The sequence below is a fragment of the Shewanella sp. 1180_01 genome (assembly GCF_052850535.1).
Genome location: NZ_VXCT01000058.1, coordinates 15372 through 32998 on the forward strand (window position 1 = coordinate 15372; position 17627 = coordinate 32998).

Annotated in this window: 13 protein-coding genes; 7 read left to right on the forward strand and 6 right to left on the reverse strand. The window is 48.2% G+C overall.

The window, feature by feature from the left end:
- The 5 genes from gspG to gspC form a co-directional block, all read right to left on the reverse strand.
- Positions 1–435 carry a type II secretion system major pseudopilin GspG gene (gene gspG, locus FW758_RS20745; RefSeq protein ID WP_006083645.1) on the reverse strand — a complete coding sequence of 145 codons (435 nt, stop codon included), beginning with the start codon at positions 433–435 and terminating at the stop codon, positions 1–3.
- A gap of 62 nt (positions 436–497) precedes the next feature.
- The gene (gene gspF, locus FW758_RS20750; protein WP_006084929.1) at positions 498–1721 is read right to left on the reverse strand and encodes a type II secretion system inner membrane protein GspF; all 1224 of its coding nucleotides are present in this window, start codon (positions 1719–1721) and stop codon (positions 498–500) included.
- A gap of 3 nt (positions 1722–1724) precedes the next feature.
- The gene (gene gspE, locus FW758_RS20755; RefSeq protein ID WP_006083647.1) at positions 1725–3290 is read right to left on the reverse strand and encodes a type II secretion system ATPase GspE; all 1566 of its coding nucleotides are present in this window, start codon (positions 3288–3290) and stop codon (positions 1725–1727) included.
- Entirely contained in the window at positions 3283–5406 is a 2124-nt protein-coding gene (gene gspD / locus FW758_RS20760; protein WP_446446386.1) for a type II secretion system secretin GspD, read from the reverse strand. The genes gspE and gspD overlap by 8 nt, the downstream gene beginning before the upstream one ends.
- A 24-nt stretch (positions 5407–5430) precedes the next feature.
- The gene (gspC, locus tag FW758_RS20765) at positions 5431–6360 is read right to left on the reverse strand and encodes a type II secretion system protein GspC (protein WP_446446387.1); all 930 of its coding nucleotides are present in this window, start codon (positions 6358–6360) and stop codon (positions 5431–5433) included.
- Positions 6361–6613: 253 nt separating this feature from the next.
- On the opposite strand from gspC, the gene hslR reads away from it, so the two are divergent.
- From hslR to FW758_RS20795, 6 genes are all read left to right on the forward strand, one after another.
- Entirely contained in the window at positions 6614–7012 is a 399-nt protein-coding gene (gene hslR / locus FW758_RS20770) for a ribosome-associated heat shock protein Hsp15 (protein WP_259483934.1), read from the forward strand.
- 14 nt (positions 7013–7026) lie between these two features.
- Complete coding sequence (gene hslO, locus FW758_RS20775; RefSeq protein WP_446446388.1) at positions 7027–7887, forward strand: Hsp33 family molecular chaperone HslO; 861 nt, start codon at positions 7027–7029, stop codon at positions 7885–7887.
- A gap of 216 nt (positions 7888–8103) precedes the next feature.
- The gene (locus FW758_RS20780) at positions 8104–9645 is read left to right on the forward strand and encodes a phosphoenolpyruvate carboxykinase (protein ID WP_446446389.1); all 1542 of its coding nucleotides are present in this window, start codon (positions 8104–8106) and stop codon (positions 9643–9645) included.
- A 577-nt stretch (positions 9646–10222) separates the two neighbouring features.
- Entirely contained in the window at positions 10223–11473 is a 1251-nt protein-coding gene (locus FW758_RS20785; protein WP_446446390.1) for a dicarboxylate/amino acid:cation symporter, read from the forward strand.
- A 294-nt stretch (positions 11474–11767) separates the two neighbouring features.
- Positions 11768–12934, forward strand: a complete 1167-nt coding sequence (locus tag FW758_RS20790) for an FUSC family protein (RefSeq protein ID WP_347674146.1) — start codon at positions 11768–11770, stop codon at positions 12932–12934.
- A 143-nt stretch (positions 12935–13077) separates the two neighbouring features.
- A complete protein-coding gene (locus FW758_RS20795) occupies positions 13078–15123 on the forward strand; it encodes a M14 family metallopeptidase (protein WP_446446391.1) in 2046 nt (681 codons plus the stop codon).
- A gap of 24 nt (positions 15124–15147) precedes the next feature.
- Here the strand turns inward: FW758_RS20795 and FW758_RS20800 are convergent, their stop codons facing one another.
- Positions 15148–15915 carry a class I SAM-dependent methyltransferase gene (locus FW758_RS20800; RefSeq protein WP_446446392.1) on the reverse strand — a complete coding sequence of 256 codons (768 nt, stop codon included), beginning with the start codon at positions 15913–15915 and terminating at the stop codon, positions 15148–15150.
- A gap of 285 nt (positions 15916–16200) precedes the next feature.
- Between FW758_RS20800 and FW758_RS20805 the strand changes: the two genes are divergently transcribed.
- Complete coding sequence (locus tag FW758_RS20805) at positions 16201–16983, forward strand: hypothetical protein (RefSeq protein WP_006084918.1); 783 nt, start codon at positions 16201–16203, stop codon at positions 16981–16983.
- The last annotated feature ends 644 nt before the right edge of the window (positions 16984–17627 follow it).

Genomic DNA, 17627 nt, shown 5'->3' on the forward strand with positions numbered 1-17627 from the left:
TTATTGGAAATTCTGTAAATTCCAGTTACCGATGTCATCTTCGGTACCTGGTTGGCCATCTGGGCCTGCAGTGAATATATCTAGCTTGCCGTTTTCGCCAGGGCTAAGCAGCAAGTACTTATTGCGCCATGGATCTTCTGGCAGACGTTTTACATAACCATCCTCACGGTAATTACGTGGCTCAGGTGAAATCGTTGGCTTTTGCACTAAGGCTTCTAAACCTTGTTCGGTCGTTGGGTAGATGCCGTTATCTAACTTGTACATGTCTAAGGCATTTTCGAGCGCGACTATGTCAGATACCGCTTTTTGTTGGTCAGCTTTATCTTTGTTACCCATTAAGTTAGGCACCACCATAGAGGCTAAAATCCCTAAAATAACGATAACTACCATCACTTCAAGTAAGGTAAAACCTTGATGTTTCTTGTTCATTTGCATCGACTACTTCTCCTAAAAAATCCTATGCCAATCGACTTGGTCATAATCCATAAATTCAAAAATTAACCGCTAATCAAGTTATTCAAGGCTAAGATTGGCTGCAGAATCGCCATCACGATAAACAGCACCACACACGCCATACTGACCACCAGCATAGGCTCAAACACCCCCAGAGCTATGTTGACGTTACCCTCGAATTCCCTGTCTTGGTTATCGGCGGCGCGTTCTAACATTTGCTCAAGCTGACCACTCTTTTCGCCCGAGGCAATCATGTATAACATCATTGCCGGAAACAACTTAGTATTAGTCAGTGCCGCACCTAAGCTAGTTCCTTCGCGCACCCGCGCAGTCGCATCATCCACTGCAGCCCGCACACGCACATTCTGCAATACTTCACTGGCGATACGCATACCGTCGAGCAAAGGCACAGAGCTTGCGGATAAGATACTTAAGGTCCGTGCAAAACGTGCCGTATTTAAGCCCTTACTCACGCGGCCAACAACTGGCATGCTCAATAAAAAATTGTCGTACTTCATTCGAAACGCAGGCGACTTTAACATGCGCCGAAAGAGCGCGAACAGCATCACTAGGGCAATGACCACAAACACACCGTAGTTTTGCACAAAGTCAGAGGCCGAAATCAAGAAGCGGGTCGAAGCGGGTAACTCGGCGCCCATGTGTTCAAACTGTCCAACCACTTTTGGCACCACCGCCGCCAGCAGGATGGAAATCACCCCAATCGCCACTGTGGTCAATACCGCAGGATAAATCATGGCTTGAGTCAACTTAGATTTAAGCTGTTGGCGTCGCTCTGTGTAATCCGCCAATCGATTGAGCACCACTTCTAAGTGACCGGACTTTTCACCCGAGGCCACCATGGCACGGTATAAATCATCGAAAATGTGTGGAAATTCGGCCAAGGAATCAGCCAGACTATAACCTTCAACCACCCGTGAACGTACCGCCATGATCATACTCGCAAGGCGATCTTTCTCGCATTGCTGACCAACGGCCTTGAGGGATTCTTCAATCGGTAAACCCGCGGCCACTAAGGTCGCGATTTGACGGGTGATCAAGGCTAATTCAGCGACCGAGATACCCCGTTTGAAAAACGAAAAGCTGCTGCTCTTAGCTTTGGCTTCTTTTTCGGAAACAGGCAGAATTTCCAAGGGCATCATGCGCTGATCGCGCAACTGGCTGCGGGCGTGTCTGGCGGTATCCGCCTCGATTACGCCCTTAAGCTGCTTTCCCTTGGCATCCAGTGCCTTATATTCAAATGCTGGCATAAATTACTCCTCGCGAGTCACACGTAGCACTTCTTCGAGAGTGGTGATGCCCGCGAGCACTTTGCTCATGCCATCGTGACGAATGCTCGGCACAAACTGACGGATATACTTTTCGATGGCTAACTCACCGCGGCCGCCATGGATCAATTCGCGGACATTGTCGTCAACCAGTAATAACTCATGAATACCCGTTCGACCACGGTAGCCATTGTTACCACAGGATTTACAGCCATTGGCACGGAAAATACGTCTGTCGTCATCGGCTGCTATGCCCAGTAACTCACGCTCACGCGCATCGGGCACGTGCTCGATTTTACATTTTGGACAAAGGGTACGGATCAAACGTTGCGCCAACACACCGAGCAAACTCGATGATACGAGGAATGGCTCAACGCCCATGTCTTGCAAACGCGTTATCGCGCCAGACGCTGTGTTGGTATGCAGGGTTGAAATTACCATGTGACCAGTGAGTGATGCTTGCACCGCAATTTGCGCGGTTTCCAAGTCACGGATCTCACCTATCATCACCACATCGGGATCTTGACGCAAAATTGCGCGCAGACCACGGGCGAAGGTCATGTCAGCCTTAGTGTTAACTTGGGTTTGACCGATACCGTCTAGCTCGTATTCGATAGGGTCTTCTACAGTAAGTATGTTGGTGTCTTTTGAGTTGATCTCAGTCAGACCCGCATACAAGGTGGTACTTTTACCCGAACCCGTTGGGCCAGTGACCAGAATGATGCCGTGGGGGCGACGAATAAGATCTTCAAACTTAACCCGAATACCGTCGGTCATCCCCAGTTGTTCTAAATCGAGGTTACCGGTATTTTTATCCAGCAAACGCAGCACGACGCGCTCGCCATGGCTCGATGGCATGGTCGATACCCGCACATCCACCGCACGACCTGCGATACGCAGCGAAATACGGCCATCCTGTGGCACACGTTTTTCAGCGATATCGAGGCGCGCCATCACCTTAATCCGCGACACTAATAGCGACGACAGCTTACGGTTTGGCTTGAGGACTTCCTTGAGCACACCATCGATACGGAAACGCACTACGAGCTGTTTCTCGTAGGTTTCGATGTGGATATCCGACGCTTCTTCTTTAATCGCTTCAGATAACAAGGCATTAATCAGTTTGATGATAGGCGCGTCATCATCACCTTCGAGCAAGTCTTCGGTCTGCGGCAGCTCTTCGGCAAGGGTGAATAAATCCATCTCGTTGCCAATGTCTTCCATCAACTGCTGCGCTTCAGACGAGTTCGCCTGATAGGCTTGAGTGAGTTTGGCCTCAAACTTCGCGACTTCGAGCTTAACCAAAGGCAAATCGACACCCGAATAACGCCGTGCTTCGAGCATGGCCGTTAACGGTGTTTTGCTGGTATAAAACAAGCTTAACTCGCCCGTTTCACCCGGCGCAAGCACCACATCGTGGCGATGGGCAAAGGCAAAGGGTAAGCGCTCTTTACTGCTCGAACGAAACACCTCATCACCTTCAGCTTCCAGACCTAGCTCATTGGAGACTTGGCTGAGGTCATCGACTTGGGATAATTGTATTTCACTCATTGGTTTTATCTTTATTCTTGTTTTCTTCCAGTGACTTTAAAGTCGGATCTGTTTTACGCATCTGAGTATCTAAGCCTTTGCCCTCTTTGTAACGCTCTAAAATCGCGTTAACTTCTGGCGGCAAATACTCTGATTGATTCCATTCTTCCAACACAGGCACTTTAGTATTTGGCATTAAGTTAACGCCACGCTCTTGCTGCTCAAGTTGTAATGCTCTGAAATAGTTATATTTACGCCCAGCAATCCCTTCCATTGTGATGCCATCACGGATAATGGTTGGTTTGATGAAGATCATCAGGTTTTTCTTGGTCTTTTTGCTCGAAGAAGATTTAAATAAGTGGCCAATGATGGGGATATCACCCAAGAACGGTACTTTTTGTATGCTTTCTTGCACTTCTTCGTTGATCAAGCCACCCAGAACCACGATTTGCCCTGAGTCAGCCATAACAGTGGTGGTCAAACGGCGAGTCGCAAAGGAAATATCTACCCCTGTGTTACCGTTAACCCCTGACACTTCCTGCTCAATCGTCAGCTTAACCGCATTACCTTCGTTGATCTGCGGCACCACTTTCAGCTTAACCCCAACCTCTTTACGTTCAACGGTTTGGAATGGGTTACTGTTGCTCGAACTGGCGGTAGAGCCCGTCAGAATAGGCACTTCATCACCGACGATGAAAGACGCTTCTTGGTTATCTAAGGTGGTAATCGACGGTGTCGCCAGTACGTTTGAGTTAGTGTCACTCGACACGGCTTGAATTAAGGCACCAAAGTCGCCCATGGCCACGCCCCAAGCCATACCGTTCACTTTGCCTAAAGCTTGGGCAAGTAGTGTCACATCACCGCGCTTATCTGGGTTTTTAGTCTCAATTTTCTGACCCGTATTTGGGTCTGTGGTAATGACAGTATTTCCTTTTTCACCCTGTGCCTGCCATACACCAGCGCCAATCTCACCTATGGTTGGGCCTAAGTTATTAAACTGAGTGCCGCCGCCCGCTTTAGCCGCCCATTGCACGCCGAAGCCAACGTTATCGCCCTCAGCAACTTCGACAATAATCGCTTCAACTAACACTTGAGCACGGCGAATATCGAGCTGATTAATCACGCTCTCGATAGTGCGCATCTGATCGGGCTCGGCGCTGATCACTAAGGCATTGGTTTCAGTATGCGCCATGATATTGATTTCATTACGGCGTTTACCACCTGCAGCTTGAGCGCTTGGGTCTTTATCACCCTCTAATTTTTGGGCAAACCCTGTCAGCACTTCAACTAAATCTTCGGCCTTGGCATAACGTAAGTAACGCACCTTAGTGTTGCCTGTGCTGGCTTGCTCGGCATCGAGACGATGAATAAGCTCGACCACACGTTGGCGGCTCTTTTCGTCGCCGCTAACAACCACAGCGTTGATACGTTCGTCAGCAACCACTTTCGGCGCTTGACCAGGCATTTGAGATTGGTTAGCCGTGGCGCGATAAAGGGTATCGATAATTCGTACCATTTCACCGGCGGAGGCGAACTCTAACGGCACCACTTGTACTGAAGTATCGCCCTGCTTATCTACGCGGCGGACAATTTCAACTAACTTGTTCACCACAGCAGCACGACCAGACAACATCAAGACGTTGGAGGGATCGTAGTTCACTACGTTACCGCCACCCGCGTTATCATTTAATTGGCGTAACAGCGGAGCTAATTGTTTGGCCTCAGTGTTATACAGCGCCACGATACGCGTGACCATCTCATCGCCTATCCCTGGTTCTGCATCGTTAGCCACTCGGATTGCTGCAGTTTTGGCGTCTTTGTCTTTGATGACTTTGATGACGTTATTTTCCATCTCGACGATGGCATAACCGTAGACTTGTAAGACGTTGAGGAAGAACTGGTAATACTGTTCATCGTTCAGCAGATCATAACTGCGAACGTTGATTTTTCCGCGGATGGTTGGGTCGACTATGATGGTCTTATTCAGGTTTTTACCAACGATATTGATAAACTCTTGAATATCTGTGCCCTTAAAGTTGGCCGCATACTGTTCAGACCAAGCGAATTGGGAGGAGAACATGGCTGCACCCGCAACAACCCCAGCAATCAGCTTGCGTCGAATCCTTTTGTTATTCATTCTTTTTCTTTCCTCTAACGCGTGTTATTGCGGCAAACTAAACATGATTTCAACCAATTGTCCTTCCCGCTCAACCATAATGGACACTTCGGTTAACTCGGGTAATTGGCTCATCATTTCTAACGCCTGACTCATTACGGTCAAGTCGTATCCATTAATCGATTTGGCTAAATCATTGGCTTTAAAACCCGCCTGCTTAAACAAATTGGCGTCTTTCCCTGGATTCAAACGATAACCCGCCACAGAATCACCCTGTCTCACGGGTGAAATGGCAATGTAATCGGTGATCTTACTGGGGTCGGCTAACAATTCGGTGCGGGATTCGGCGAGTTCTTGGGAAATATCGGCATTGTTACGTTGATCAACACGGCTCACTGCCGAGCCGGCCTTATTACTCTTAGCTTGTTGTAACTGCTGATTGGCTGGGCTTTGGCTGGTATAGACTAAGCCATCGAGCATTAAGGTCTCGTAACGGCCAGCGTTAGTGATAATGATACGGTCGGCATAGACTTCTTTGAGTGATGCAGATGTGCCCTTGATCTTATCGCCGAGGCTATAAGTATCTTGGCTGCCGTTTGACTCAATAATTGCGAGGCCTTTCTGGTCCGCTGTCGATGCGACAACCCCAGTCAGCTGAATAGAGAGTGTGGTCTTAGGTGCGTCGGTCACAGTCTCGACTGCTTCGACTTTAGGTTTATCAGATGTCGCATCCGCCTTACCAAAGAGTCCAAGCTGCTGCAGACCTGCGAGATCAACCTGACCGGCACCTTTGCCATTCACGCTTACGGGCGTTGGGGACCAAGCACTGGCTGATGAGCTAGTAGGCACTAATTTCCATGTAATTTGCGCAGCTAACAACATGATCACAATAAAGCCCAACCAGAAGACGATCCGGCTTAGGGATTTATGGGGCATGCCAATGGCTTTTGCGATAACTTTATCTAATAAATCCATATTTTATGTGGACCCTCGATACAGGTCTCTGTTCTGATTATAATAATTAGGCAATAACCGCCTCATGCTAACCTAGGCTGCATTTGGCAACAAGCCCTTAACAGCATTCAAATTGGCGAAAATAGGCCAATTATGCTAACTTTGCCCGCCACAAAAGGGTGTGAAGCACGCCACCCTTTAACATAATAGAAATGCACTTCACGCATTTTCTTGCTCGGCATGTGAACTCATCGATCTTTTAGCTGGAGACACTATGACGCAAAGTCAAAGCGACAAAACAGACATTCGACTCGATAAGTGGCTTTGGGCTGCACGTTTCTATAAAACCCGTGCCATCGCCAAAGAAATGATTAACGGCGGCAAAGTACATTACAACGGCCAGCGCGCCAAATCTAGTAGGAATGCCGAGATAGGCGCCGTCCTTAAGATACGCCAAGGATATGACGATAAAGAGATCGTCATAAAAAAATTATCGCAATTACGCCAAAGTGGTGCGATTGCACAAGAATTGTACGAAGAAACCGCGACAAGTCTGGCTAAACGGGCCATAAATGCTGAGCAACGACGTCTCAACATGCTCAATAACCCGATACCCGATCAGAAACCAGATAAAAAGCAACGACGCCAGCTCATGCGCTTTAAAGACCTATAACAGTGAGATACACGATGAACCAAGATACTTTACACCGCTACTTGTTCGACAATGCCGATGTGCGTGGTGAACTGGTGCAGTTACAAGACAGCTATCAAAAAGTGATCAGCGCCCAAGAATATCCAGCCGTACTGCAAGTATTACTGGGTGAATTAATGGCGGCCACCTCACTATTAACGGCGACATTGAAATTTAGCGGCGATATCAGCGTACAGTTACAGGGCAATGGTCCTGTTTCTTTAGCGGTGATCAACGGTAACAATCTACAAGAGTTACGCGGTGTGGCTCGCTGGAATGCTGAACTTGCCGATGATGCCAGCCTTACCGATCTTTTCGGTCAGGGCTATATGGTCATCACCTTAACACCCGACGAAGGTGAACGCTACCAAGGTGTGGTCGCACTCGACAAGCCAACGCTAGCGGCCTGCGTTGAAGAATACTTCAATCAATCTGAACAGTTACCAACAGGCATTTGGTTATTTGCCGACGGCAAACAAGCGGCGGGCATGTTCCTACAAATTCTGCCAAGCAAAGAAGATCACAACCCAGACTTCGAACACTTGAGCCAACTGACGTCGACTATCAAGGCCGAAGAGCTGTTCACACTCGACGCTGAAAGCGTGTTACATCGCCTATATCATCAGGAAGAAGTGCGCCTATTCGATCCTATCGATGTGAGCTTTAAGTGTACTTGTTCCCATGAACGCAGTGCCGGCGCGATCAAGACCTTAGATCAAGCGGAAATCGAAGCCATTCTCGCCGAAGACGGCAAGATCGAAATGGGCTGCGAATATTGCCACGCAAAATACATTTTTGATGCCATAGACGTAGCGGCATTATTTGCGAACGGTCAGACGTCAACGACCCAGCAATAATCGATTAAACGGATCATCAAAGCTAAACAATATGGGCGCCCAATTCGGCGCCCATTTTTTATTCATCCCCACAATCCCCTCACACATTGCACTCGGCTTAGGCTACAATCGCCTCACTTTGTTACCTAGCAAAGCTTAGGTAATAAATAAAATAAAATAAAATCGGCAGACGATCGATAACAAAAATAACCTTACAAATCAAATGGAGACCTCACTATGGCGGATGGATTAAACCGCATTCACTTTAACCCCTCAACAGCACAACTTGTCGAATTTGCCCTGCTACGCGGCGAAGGTGAATTGACAGCCAATGGCGCATTAGTCGCTAAAACAGGCGCTCGCAGTGGTCGCTCACCCGGCGATCGTTTTATCGTCAGAGAACCCAGTTCAGAAGCAGAGATTGAATGGGGCCCAGTCAATCAAGCTTTCGACCCTGGTGCTTTTGAAGGTTTATGGGCACGTGTTGAAGCTTACCTAGCCGATAAAGAACTGTTTGTCTCGGATCTCGAGGTCGGTGCCGATACCGAACATTACCAACCAGTGCGTGTGACCACGCAATACGCTTGGCACCAACTGTTCGCCCGTAATCTATTTATCATTCCTGAAGAATTTAATCGTAAAGACAAACCTGTGTGGCAGATCATCAATGCCCCTGACTTTGTTTGCGATCCAGCGCGTGATGGCACTAACTCAGATGCGACCGTGATTTTAAACTTCGCCGAACGCAAAGTGCTGCTCGCGGGCCTGAAATACGCCGGCGAAATGAAAAAGTCTATGTTCTCAGTGCAGAACTTCCTACTGCCAGCCCAAGGCGTGCTACCTATGCACTGCTCGGCCAACGTAGGTAAAGATGGCGACACTACGCTATTTTTCGGTTTATCTGGCACAGGTAAAACCACACTCTCTGCCGATCCAAAACGCTTCCTGATCGGTGACGATGAACACGGCTGGGCACCTGGCGGCGTATTCAATATTGAAGGCGGTTGCTACGCCAAATGTATCGATTTAAGCCAGAAGAATGAACCTGTTATTTGGGATGCGATTCGTTTCGGTACTGTGCTTGAAAACGTCGTTATGGACGAACACCGCGTACCTAACTACAAAGACAGTAGCCTAACGGAAAATACTCGCGCAGCGTATCCGCTGGAGCACATCGCCCAACGTAAAGAAGACAACTGCGGCACCGAGCCACATGCCGTTGTGTTCTTAACCTGCGACGTATCTGGCGTATTACCACCAGTTTCTATCCTGACCAAAGAACAAGCGGCATACCACTTCTTGTCTGGCTACACCGCTAAAGTAGGTTCGACTGAAATCGGCTCAACCTCAGCGATCCAATCGACCTTCTCAACCTGCTTCGGTGCACCTTTCTTCCCACGCCCTGCAGGCGTGTACGCAGAACTGTTAATGAAGCGCATTGAGTCCTTCGGTAGCCAAGTGTACTTAGTCAACACCGGCTGGACTGGCGGTCCACACGGTGTGGGTAAACGTTTTGACATCCCCACCACTCGCGCCATCGTCGATGCGATTGTCAGCGGTGAGTTGAAAGATGTGGAAACCGTCCACTTAGACACATTGAACCTCGCCGTTCCTGTGGCAGTCACTGGCGTAGACAGCAACTTACTCAACCCAATCAACACTTGGGGCGATAAAACGCTATACGCCGAATATGCCCAGAAACTGGCCGAAGCTTTCACTAAAAACTTCGCTAAGTATCAAGTGTCAGACGCTATCCGCAACGCTGGTCCAAAGGCATAAGCGCTTAGCATTAAGCCATAGCCTTACTTGTAAAAAAGCGCCGACCCAGCAATGAGTCGGCGCTTTTTATTGTCGTGCCAAAGGCAAATACTTATTCTTGATGCAATTAAGATCCCACAGAGTCAATGCTGCACGACCATTTAAAGCTCAGCGACTCCCTCATTAAAGATGGATGGACGCTTAATATCTCCCAACGGCATCATTGCGACGGCAACTATATTGGTGGGCATCCGAATTAAATTTATATAGCAGTTGCACAACCGTCCCAAAAATCATAATTCTTCAATCCAACCCTTAAAATCACAGCATAAAATGAATTATATTTATTTTAAGATGTATATTTTTGAACATTCATCACTTAACACTTATGTGATTTAGACTTTGGTTATTTTGAAACCAAGGTTGGTGATGTTTCACAATCCCCTGCTATGCAATTGTGGTACTTTAGCCGGACAAAAAAAGTGTCGGGCATTGGCTTTTAGCCTAGAGTAGGCCTTAATCACTAAGGTTTACGGCGTCTAGATTCAAATCGCCTACATCACACAAAATGCTGCGGCAACTGGGGAGTTTCGCAAGAATGAAGAGCAAGAGTTTATTAGGCAATATTGGTGTGCAAGTGGTTATTGCCATGATTATCGGCGCGCTAGTCGGTTTTATCATGGGCGAAAGTGCAAGCGTGTTTGCACCACTCGGAACCATTTTTATCCATTTAATCAAAATGCTAGTGATACCACTGGTGTTAGTTTCTATCATCAGCGGCGCAGCAAGCTTAGGCGATAGCCCATCGGCAGGTAAGATAGGCATTGGCACTTTTGGCTTCTTTATCGTGACATCAGGCATCGCCGTAGTACTGGCGTTGGTGATGGGCAATCTGTTCCAACCGGGCGCGGGGGTTGATTTCACTGCCCATAGCAGCCCAGATTTGATGGAAGTGACTAAGGAACACGGCGCATTGCCTGGGGTTATGGATACCTTTATCGGCATGATCCCAACCAATGTGTTCGAATCGCTGAACGGCGGTAACATCTTACAAATCTTAGTCTTTAGTATCTTTTTTGGTATCGCGCTGACTAAGGTTAAAGGCGATGGCGCTAAGCCTATTTTGGCTGCACTCAACACTGTCGTCGATGCCTTTGTGTGGATGATCAACTGCGTGATGATCATTGCGCCTATCGGTGTATTTGGTTTGATGGCCGATTCCGTGGGCACCTTCGGTTTCGATGCGTTAGAAGTGGTATTTAAGTTATTCGCCGTGTTTGTGGCCGCGATTCTGATCTACGGTTTTATCTTCTTCCCATTGGTGGTGCAGCTCTTCTCAAGAGTGTCGGCGCGCCAGTTTATTTCGGCAATGAAGAAACCACAGGTGATGGCGTTATCGACCGCCTCGTCAATGGCGACGCTGCCGGTGAATATGGAAACCTGCGAAGAAGATCTTAAAGTCTCTAAAGCAACCACTGCCTTCGTGCTGCCGTTAGGCGCCACCATTAATATGAGCGGTAACGCGATTTATTATGGTTTAGTGGCCATGTTCTTCGCTCAAATGTATAACGTCGATTTGTCGATGACAGCCTATGCAGCCATCATCTTCACCTCAACCTTAGGCGCAATTGGTCAAGCGGGTGTGCCTGGTCCGTCTTTCTTAGTGGTGGCTGTGCTGTTAGCGGCTGGCATTCCTATCGATGGCTTACCTTTGCTATTTGCCTTAGATCGAGTGTTTGACATGATCCGCACCGCACTTAATATCACTGGCGATGCAGCTTGTGCCTTGATCATGGATAAGTACACAGAAGTTGAAGTTAAAGCGGATAGCGAGCGCAGCTTAATCTAGCGAATACAGTCACTCAACGCTTCAAATACCGGCTTGAATAGGCAACCCTTATTCAAGCCTTTTTTATGCCTGCTGCACGGCATAACAACCCGCTTCTGCACCCGACTGTTCAGCCAATCCAATTCAAATATCTGAATTTAAATGTGATCTCTCCCGCGCTATCCACTAAGCTCAATTTGCTAGATTTCGCAATTTGCATTTCTTTCTGGCGCAATAGCCGCAAGTGACACGGTTTTTCTGCGATACTGACTCTACATAATGTCGCTTGGCTAACGCCCAAAGGAATTCTGCCCTATGTCTGTATTTGCCCCAGCCACACCCTTTGCCGACTTTATCTATCGTCATTTCCGTTCAGTCCACGCCTTAAAACTCGGTTTAGCCCTGCTCGTTGCTGTCACTATTAATGCGATTTGGGCGCCGCCGCATTTTATTTGGAGCATGGTGACGATTGTGGTCATCATGATGAGTCTGCCGCAGGTCGGCGGCGCGATTGAAAAGTCACTGCAAAGAGCGATAGGCACATGTTTAGGCTCGGCTTATGGGGTGATGCTGGTTGCCACAGTCGACAGTTATTGGCTGATCATGAGCCTGCTGATCTTGGCCGTCAGTTTGATTTGTTTTATCTCGGCCGGACGCTACAGCTACGCCTATTTAGTGTCAGGATTTACCATCATAATAGTGGTCGGCGATGCAAATCACGACACCTCCGAGGCACTGTGGCGCACGGCCAATATTCTCTCTGGCTGCGTGATCGCTATTTTGGTCTCGCTGTTTATTTTCCCGATCAAAGCCAAACAAGATTGGCGCTCTCAACTCACTCATGCCATCGACAATATGGCCGAAGTACTAGCCCAGCATCTTAAGGCGCCAGCTAATCACGACCTCGATTTTCGCGCTAAACTCGAAGCCGCGATGAAAGCCGTACTCACCCAGAAGAAGCTGTTTTTCTCCTTAGAATGGGAAAGTAAAACCCTCAAAAAACACAAAGTACTGTTGTCGCAACTTGCCAATAAACAAGTGCGTCTAATCACCTTGCTCGAACTCTTGCCTTTAACTCGCTGGCAGGAAGAAGATAAAGACGCCTATCTGCAGATCAATGCGGTTGCCTCTGAGCTCGCCTTCTATTTACAACAGCTTGCAGAGTTTGTGGCGGGTAAAGCCCAACAATTACCGACCTTGCCAGAATGCTTAGAACAAGAGTTACAACACAGACTCCAGCTTGCGCTAGCCTCAGCCACGATTGCATCAACAATCGTGACATCAACAACGGCATCAATAACCGATTCAAATGCCACCGCACCCGACGGCGAAGTCCCGCAGGGATTTGCGCTCACAGGATATAGCTGGCTTATTTATCAGCTCGCCATTGCCGTCGAAGCGCTTTACGAAGACATTGCCATTATCGAAATTGCCTATAACAAGCAGCCCGCATCGCAGATAACGTCTGGCAAAGCGGATTAGCCTGTTATGTCATTCAGGGCTTTATACCAATCTTATTAACCCACCGCCTGAATGCCAGATAAACCCTTGACCGCCCTTGCGTTAACGGGGCGTTTAATGAAAAGATACCGTCCTAATAAAAATTCGATATATGGACTCTTTTCATGCGCTTATTTTCCCTCTCCGTTATCGCCATTGCCTACCTTTCTGCGGGCAGTCTTTACACTGTCGATGCTTTTGCCAACGAGGCAAAAACCTTAGCTCAAGCATCTACTGATTTGCCAACCTCAACGCCAGTCGCTGCGGCGCAAACCGTCACCAACAAAACGCCAGTTGAAACCCTAGTAGCAACAGCGCCACAGGATGTAAGTCCAGCTGCGAATACCCAAGCAACCGAACCCGCTGCGACTGTCACAACCGATGCCACCACTGTAGCGCCAGAGCCCGCGCCGATCCCTGAGCGCGCCAACACCTTTGTCAACGATGCCATTTTACCGCCGAGTATCACTTGGCATGGCGCCAGCGAATCGCTCATGTTGAGTGTCGATAACGAGTGGGCGACGCCCTTTGAGCAAAGCAATGGCATTGAAAGCCCAAGCTACGATGCCACTATCGCTTGGCTCGACAAACTTGCGGGCGAGACCGATAAATTACAAAAGGTGAGCTTAGGTAAGAGCCCACAGGGGCGCGATATTTGGATGTATATCGCCAGCAGTGAAGGCATTAATGAGTCGGCGCGCCTCAAGCAAAACACTAAGCCAACGGTTTTAGTGCAAGCAGGGATTCATGCCGGAGAAATCGACGGTAAAGATGCCGGCATGATGCTGCTACGTGACATCGTTAAAGGCGATAAAAACGCCCTGCTGGATAAAGCCAACCTCTTGTTTGTGCCTATGTTTAGTGTCGATGCCCATGAGCGCAGCGGCGAATTTAATCGTGTGAATCAACGTGGCCCTGTGAATATGGGCTGGCGCACTACCGCAAATAACCTCAACCTTAACCGTGATTATGCCAAGGCCGATACCTTAGAAATGCAGCACATGTTGCGCGCAATCAATGTGTGGCAGCCTGACTTGTATATCGACGTGCATGTCACCGACGGCATCGACTACCAATACGATGTCACCTTTGGTTATAACCTTGCCCAAGGGTTAAGCCCAGCCAGTTACCGCTGGCTCGAAAACAGCTACAGACCCGCGGTTGAAGCGGCATTAACCGAGCAAGGCCATATTCCCGGCCCGCTGATTTTTGCCGTGGATAACGCCGATATCACCAAAGGCATGTCGCTGTGGAATCCAAGCCCGCGCTTCTCTAACGGTTATGGCGATGCGCGCCATTTACCGACTATTTTGATTGAAAACCACAGCTTAAAACCCTTTAAACAAAGAGTGCTCGGCACCTATGTGATGCTAGAGCAAACCCTCAAAACCGTGGGTGAACAGGCCACTAAACTGAAGAGTGCGATTCAGGAAGATAAGTACCGCGCTTCGCCGCTGATTACATTAACGTGGAAATCGGCACCGCTGGCAAAAGGTTGGGACTTTAAGGGTATAGATTACCAGCTAGAGCAGAGTCCGATTAGCGGCACAGAGGTGGTGCGCTGGAACGGTCAACCTAAGCTGTACCCCAACTTGCCCGTGATCGCCGAGACTGTACCCGATATTAAAGTCACTCGTCCGAGCGCTTACTATATTCCGGCGCAATGGACGCAAGTGATTGATCGCCTTAACATACACGGCATTCGCATGACGCGCCTGACCAAACCGACAGAGCTTAAATTACAGCAATACAAACTCAGCAACCCCGTGTTTAACACTAAGGATTTTGAGGGCCGTCAAACGGTCAAAGCCGAGTCAGAGTTGACGAAAGTCAGCACCACTCTGCCCGCTGGCACCATTAAAATCAGCACAGATCAACCGCTGGGCGATCTGGCGGTTTTACTGCTAGAGCCGCAATCGCCAGATTCTTTGCTGCAATGGGGTTTCTTCAATCCTATCTTCACCCGCACTGAATACATTGAAGATTATGCGGTTGAACCGCTAGCAGCCAAGATGCTAAAAGAAGATCCTAAGCTGCAGGCTGAGTTCGATAAAGCACTGACCAACGCCGAATTTGCCGCCGATCCTGAAGCTCGCCTGCGCTGGTTCTATGAACGCAGCCCTTACTACGATAACCGTTACCTTAAGTATCCGGTTTACCGTAGTCGTTAATCTTCGCCATCAAAACGGCAAGCATTACACAGGCTTACGCGCACTAATGCTATACACCAAGGGCACATTCTGCCCTTGGTGTGTTAACACATAACGACCATCGGCTTGGGCTTCGAGCCCTTCGAAACAGTTGTACGGGCTGAAATCAAATTCGTGGAAGAACTCCAACACTAAGCCCGCCTGCAATAACGCATTGATCACTTCAGATAGACTGTGTGACCAACACATTAAGGTTTGCTGGTCATCACCGGCATTTTCGGTATAAGTGCCTTCCAGCTCTATGTCTGGCTCACCCCGATTAAAATAGCTGTAACCATCGAACAACTGCTGCGCCGGATGAAACTCGGCCATGTAAAACTGTCCGCCTGGCTTTAAACAAGCAGCAACCGTCTGCGCCCACAGGGTTAAATCCGGCAGCCACACAATGGCACCATAGGACGTAAACACAATATCTTGCGGCTCAATCTTGCTCGCCACACTGTAAACATCGCTACAGATAAACTCGGCGGACAATTGTGTCTGCTGCGCCAGCTTTTGTGCTTCATCAATCGCCACCTCGGACAAATCGACGCCCAGCACTTTAGCGCCCATGCGCGCCCACGACAGGGTATCTAAGCCAAAATGGCATTGCAGATGCAGCAAGCTTTTACCTGCCACATCAAGCTCGCTCAGCTCGATTTCCCGTAATGAACTATTCCCACGCAGGAAGCCTGCCACATCGTAAAAATCCGAAGTTAAATGTACCCGAGTGCGCGCATCCCAAGCTGTCTTGTTCGTCGTTAAATAATCCATCTGCATCCCTTCTTATGTTTTTGGTATTTTTTGTATTGTCTGTATGTTTGCCCGGCCAGACCTATGAGGATCAAGCTAACTTAATAAATGAGCAATTTCACTAATCTGTGAGTAAATCCCTCATTTGGCGGACATGTCCACACAGCCAAGCGCGGACACTTTTAGTTTAAATCATTGATTATAAATGAGACTTAAAATTGGCATGGGCTGTGCAATGTCTTATCCATCGCAAGACGACTCAGCGCTCACACGAATAACGAGTGCCAGATAAACAAGGAAGCTAACATGTCACTACGCCCATTTATATTCACCCTCGCTTTTATATTGGTGTTTACCGCAGGAGTATCGCTCACTGGCTGCATTATTAATGTCAACGCCGCAGGCATGCCCGATTTAGATCACCAACAACGCGAACTCACACTCGATAGCCAAGACTTACAAGGTCTGATTGCCGAGACTGGCGCAGGCAGCCTCGAAATTATCGGTGTCGAAGGCCTAACCCAAATTAAACTCGTCGCCGACATCTATAGCAATAAAGACAGCAACGACAACAAACTCATTCTTACCCTTGAGAAAAAGGCCAACAAGGCCAAGCTCAAAGCCGATTTTGAACAAAGCGGTTTTAATAATTACTCGCCCTATATCGACCTAAAACTGCAAGTGCCTGCGAATTTAGCACTGGATATCGATGACGGCTCAGGTGCCATTTTGATCAACAAGATGACAGCAGATATCAATGTTAAAGACGGTTCAGGCGAACTCATCATCAACGGCGGTAACAATGTCAGCATTGATGATGGTTCAGGGGACATTGAAGTCAGTCAAATTAACGGTAACCTCAAGATTGACGATGGCTCTGGCGCAATCAAGGTGACTGATATTCGCGGCAATATCGCCATCGATGACGGCTCGGGCAACATCGAGGTCGCCAATGTGCAAAGTGCTGTGACCATCACAGACGGCTCAGGCAATATTAATGTCTTTAACACTAAGGGATTAACGATTCTTGCGGCAGGTTCTGGCGATGTGACATTTAACAAAATCGACGGCCCAGTAAGCATGGAATAACGCGCCGCTTTACCACTCTATACCCAAAGGTTTTACTAACTTCCCGGCGTAGAGACTGATGTTGCAACGGTTCCCAGCCAAGATGTCAGTCTTCTACCCACCCTTTTAAGCTTGTGCCCGACTTATGCATTTATGCCACTAACCCCTTGTAGTGGCATTTTTTTTCATCGTCTGAGACTTTCTCAGCCTCAATTCATGACAGTCTTTGGTAACGTTTTACCTATTTTTTTTCCTAAAAAAATTTAGCAATGAGTATATAAATAAGGCGTTATTTTGTTTGTTGATACGTTTTAAAAAGTCAAAGTCGTGGGGCTTCACCCCACACCCGACCAAGAAGGACTGCTCGTCCTATCCTCCTTGCTAATGTTTACACAAGTAGCCAAGACGCCCCTAGCGAAGTTACATATATTAGTTTGTGGCTTCGTGCTTATTCGAAAATCGCTAACGCTTCCGATTGTACATCCTGTACCCCGAAAGCTACGCAGACGTCCTGTCTGCGTCACGCTCTATCCTTTTAATAAAGAGTCTTCAACGCCCTTCAGCAACGTCACGAGGAGATGAACTTCTGAACCTTCGGTGCAGGCTGTTAATCCCAAAAGAGTTTTGCTAGCCCTATCATTCCTATAACAAAATTTAACAATGGA

Excerpts from the sequence above, each read along its gene's own strand:
- gspG (WP_006083645.1), bottom strand. The coding sequence starts at position 435 with ATGCAAATGAACAAGAAACATCAAGGTTTTACCTTACTTGAAGTGATG.
- gspF (WP_006084929.1), bottom strand. The coding sequence starts at position 1,721 with ATGCCAGCATTTGAATATAAGGCACTGGATGCCAAGGGAAAGCAGCTT.
- gspE (WP_006083647.1), bottom strand. The coding sequence starts at position 3,290 with ATGAGTGAAATACAATTATCCCAAGTCGATGACCTCAGCCAAGTCTCC.
- gspD (WP_446446386.1), bottom strand. The coding sequence starts at position 5,406 with ATGAATAACAAAAGGATTCGACGCAAGCTGATTGCTGGGGTTGTTGCG.
- gspC (WP_446446387.1), bottom strand. The coding sequence starts at position 6,360 with ATGGATTTATTAGATAAAGTTATCGCAAAAGCCATTGGCATGCCCCAT.
- hslR (WP_259483934.1), top strand. The coding sequence starts at position 6,614 with ATGACGCAAAGTCAAAGCGACAAAACAGACATTCGACTCGATAAGTGG.
- hslO (WP_446446388.1), top strand. The coding sequence starts at position 7,027 with ATGAACCAAGATACTTTACACCGCTACTTGTTCGACAATGCCGATGTG.
- FW758_RS20780 (WP_446446389.1), top strand. The coding sequence starts at position 8,104 with ATGGCGGATGGATTAAACCGCATTCACTTTAACCCCTCAACAGCACAA.
- FW758_RS20785 (WP_446446390.1), top strand. The coding sequence starts at position 10,223 with ATGAAGAGCAAGAGTTTATTAGGCAATATTGGTGTGCAAGTGGTTATT.
- FW758_RS20790 (WP_347674146.1), top strand. The coding sequence starts at position 11,768 with ATGTCTGTATTTGCCCCAGCCACACCCTTTGCCGACTTTATCTATCGT.
- FW758_RS20795 (WP_446446391.1), top strand. The coding sequence starts at position 13,078 with ATGCGCTTATTTTCCCTCTCCGTTATCGCCATTGCCTACCTTTCTGCG.
- FW758_RS20800 (WP_446446392.1), bottom strand. The coding sequence starts at position 15,915 with ATGGATTATTTAACGACGAACAAGACAGCTTGGGATGCGCGCACTCGG.
- FW758_RS20805 (WP_006084918.1), top strand. The coding sequence starts at position 16,201 with ATGTCACTACGCCCATTTATATTCACCCTCGCTTTTATATTGGTGTTT.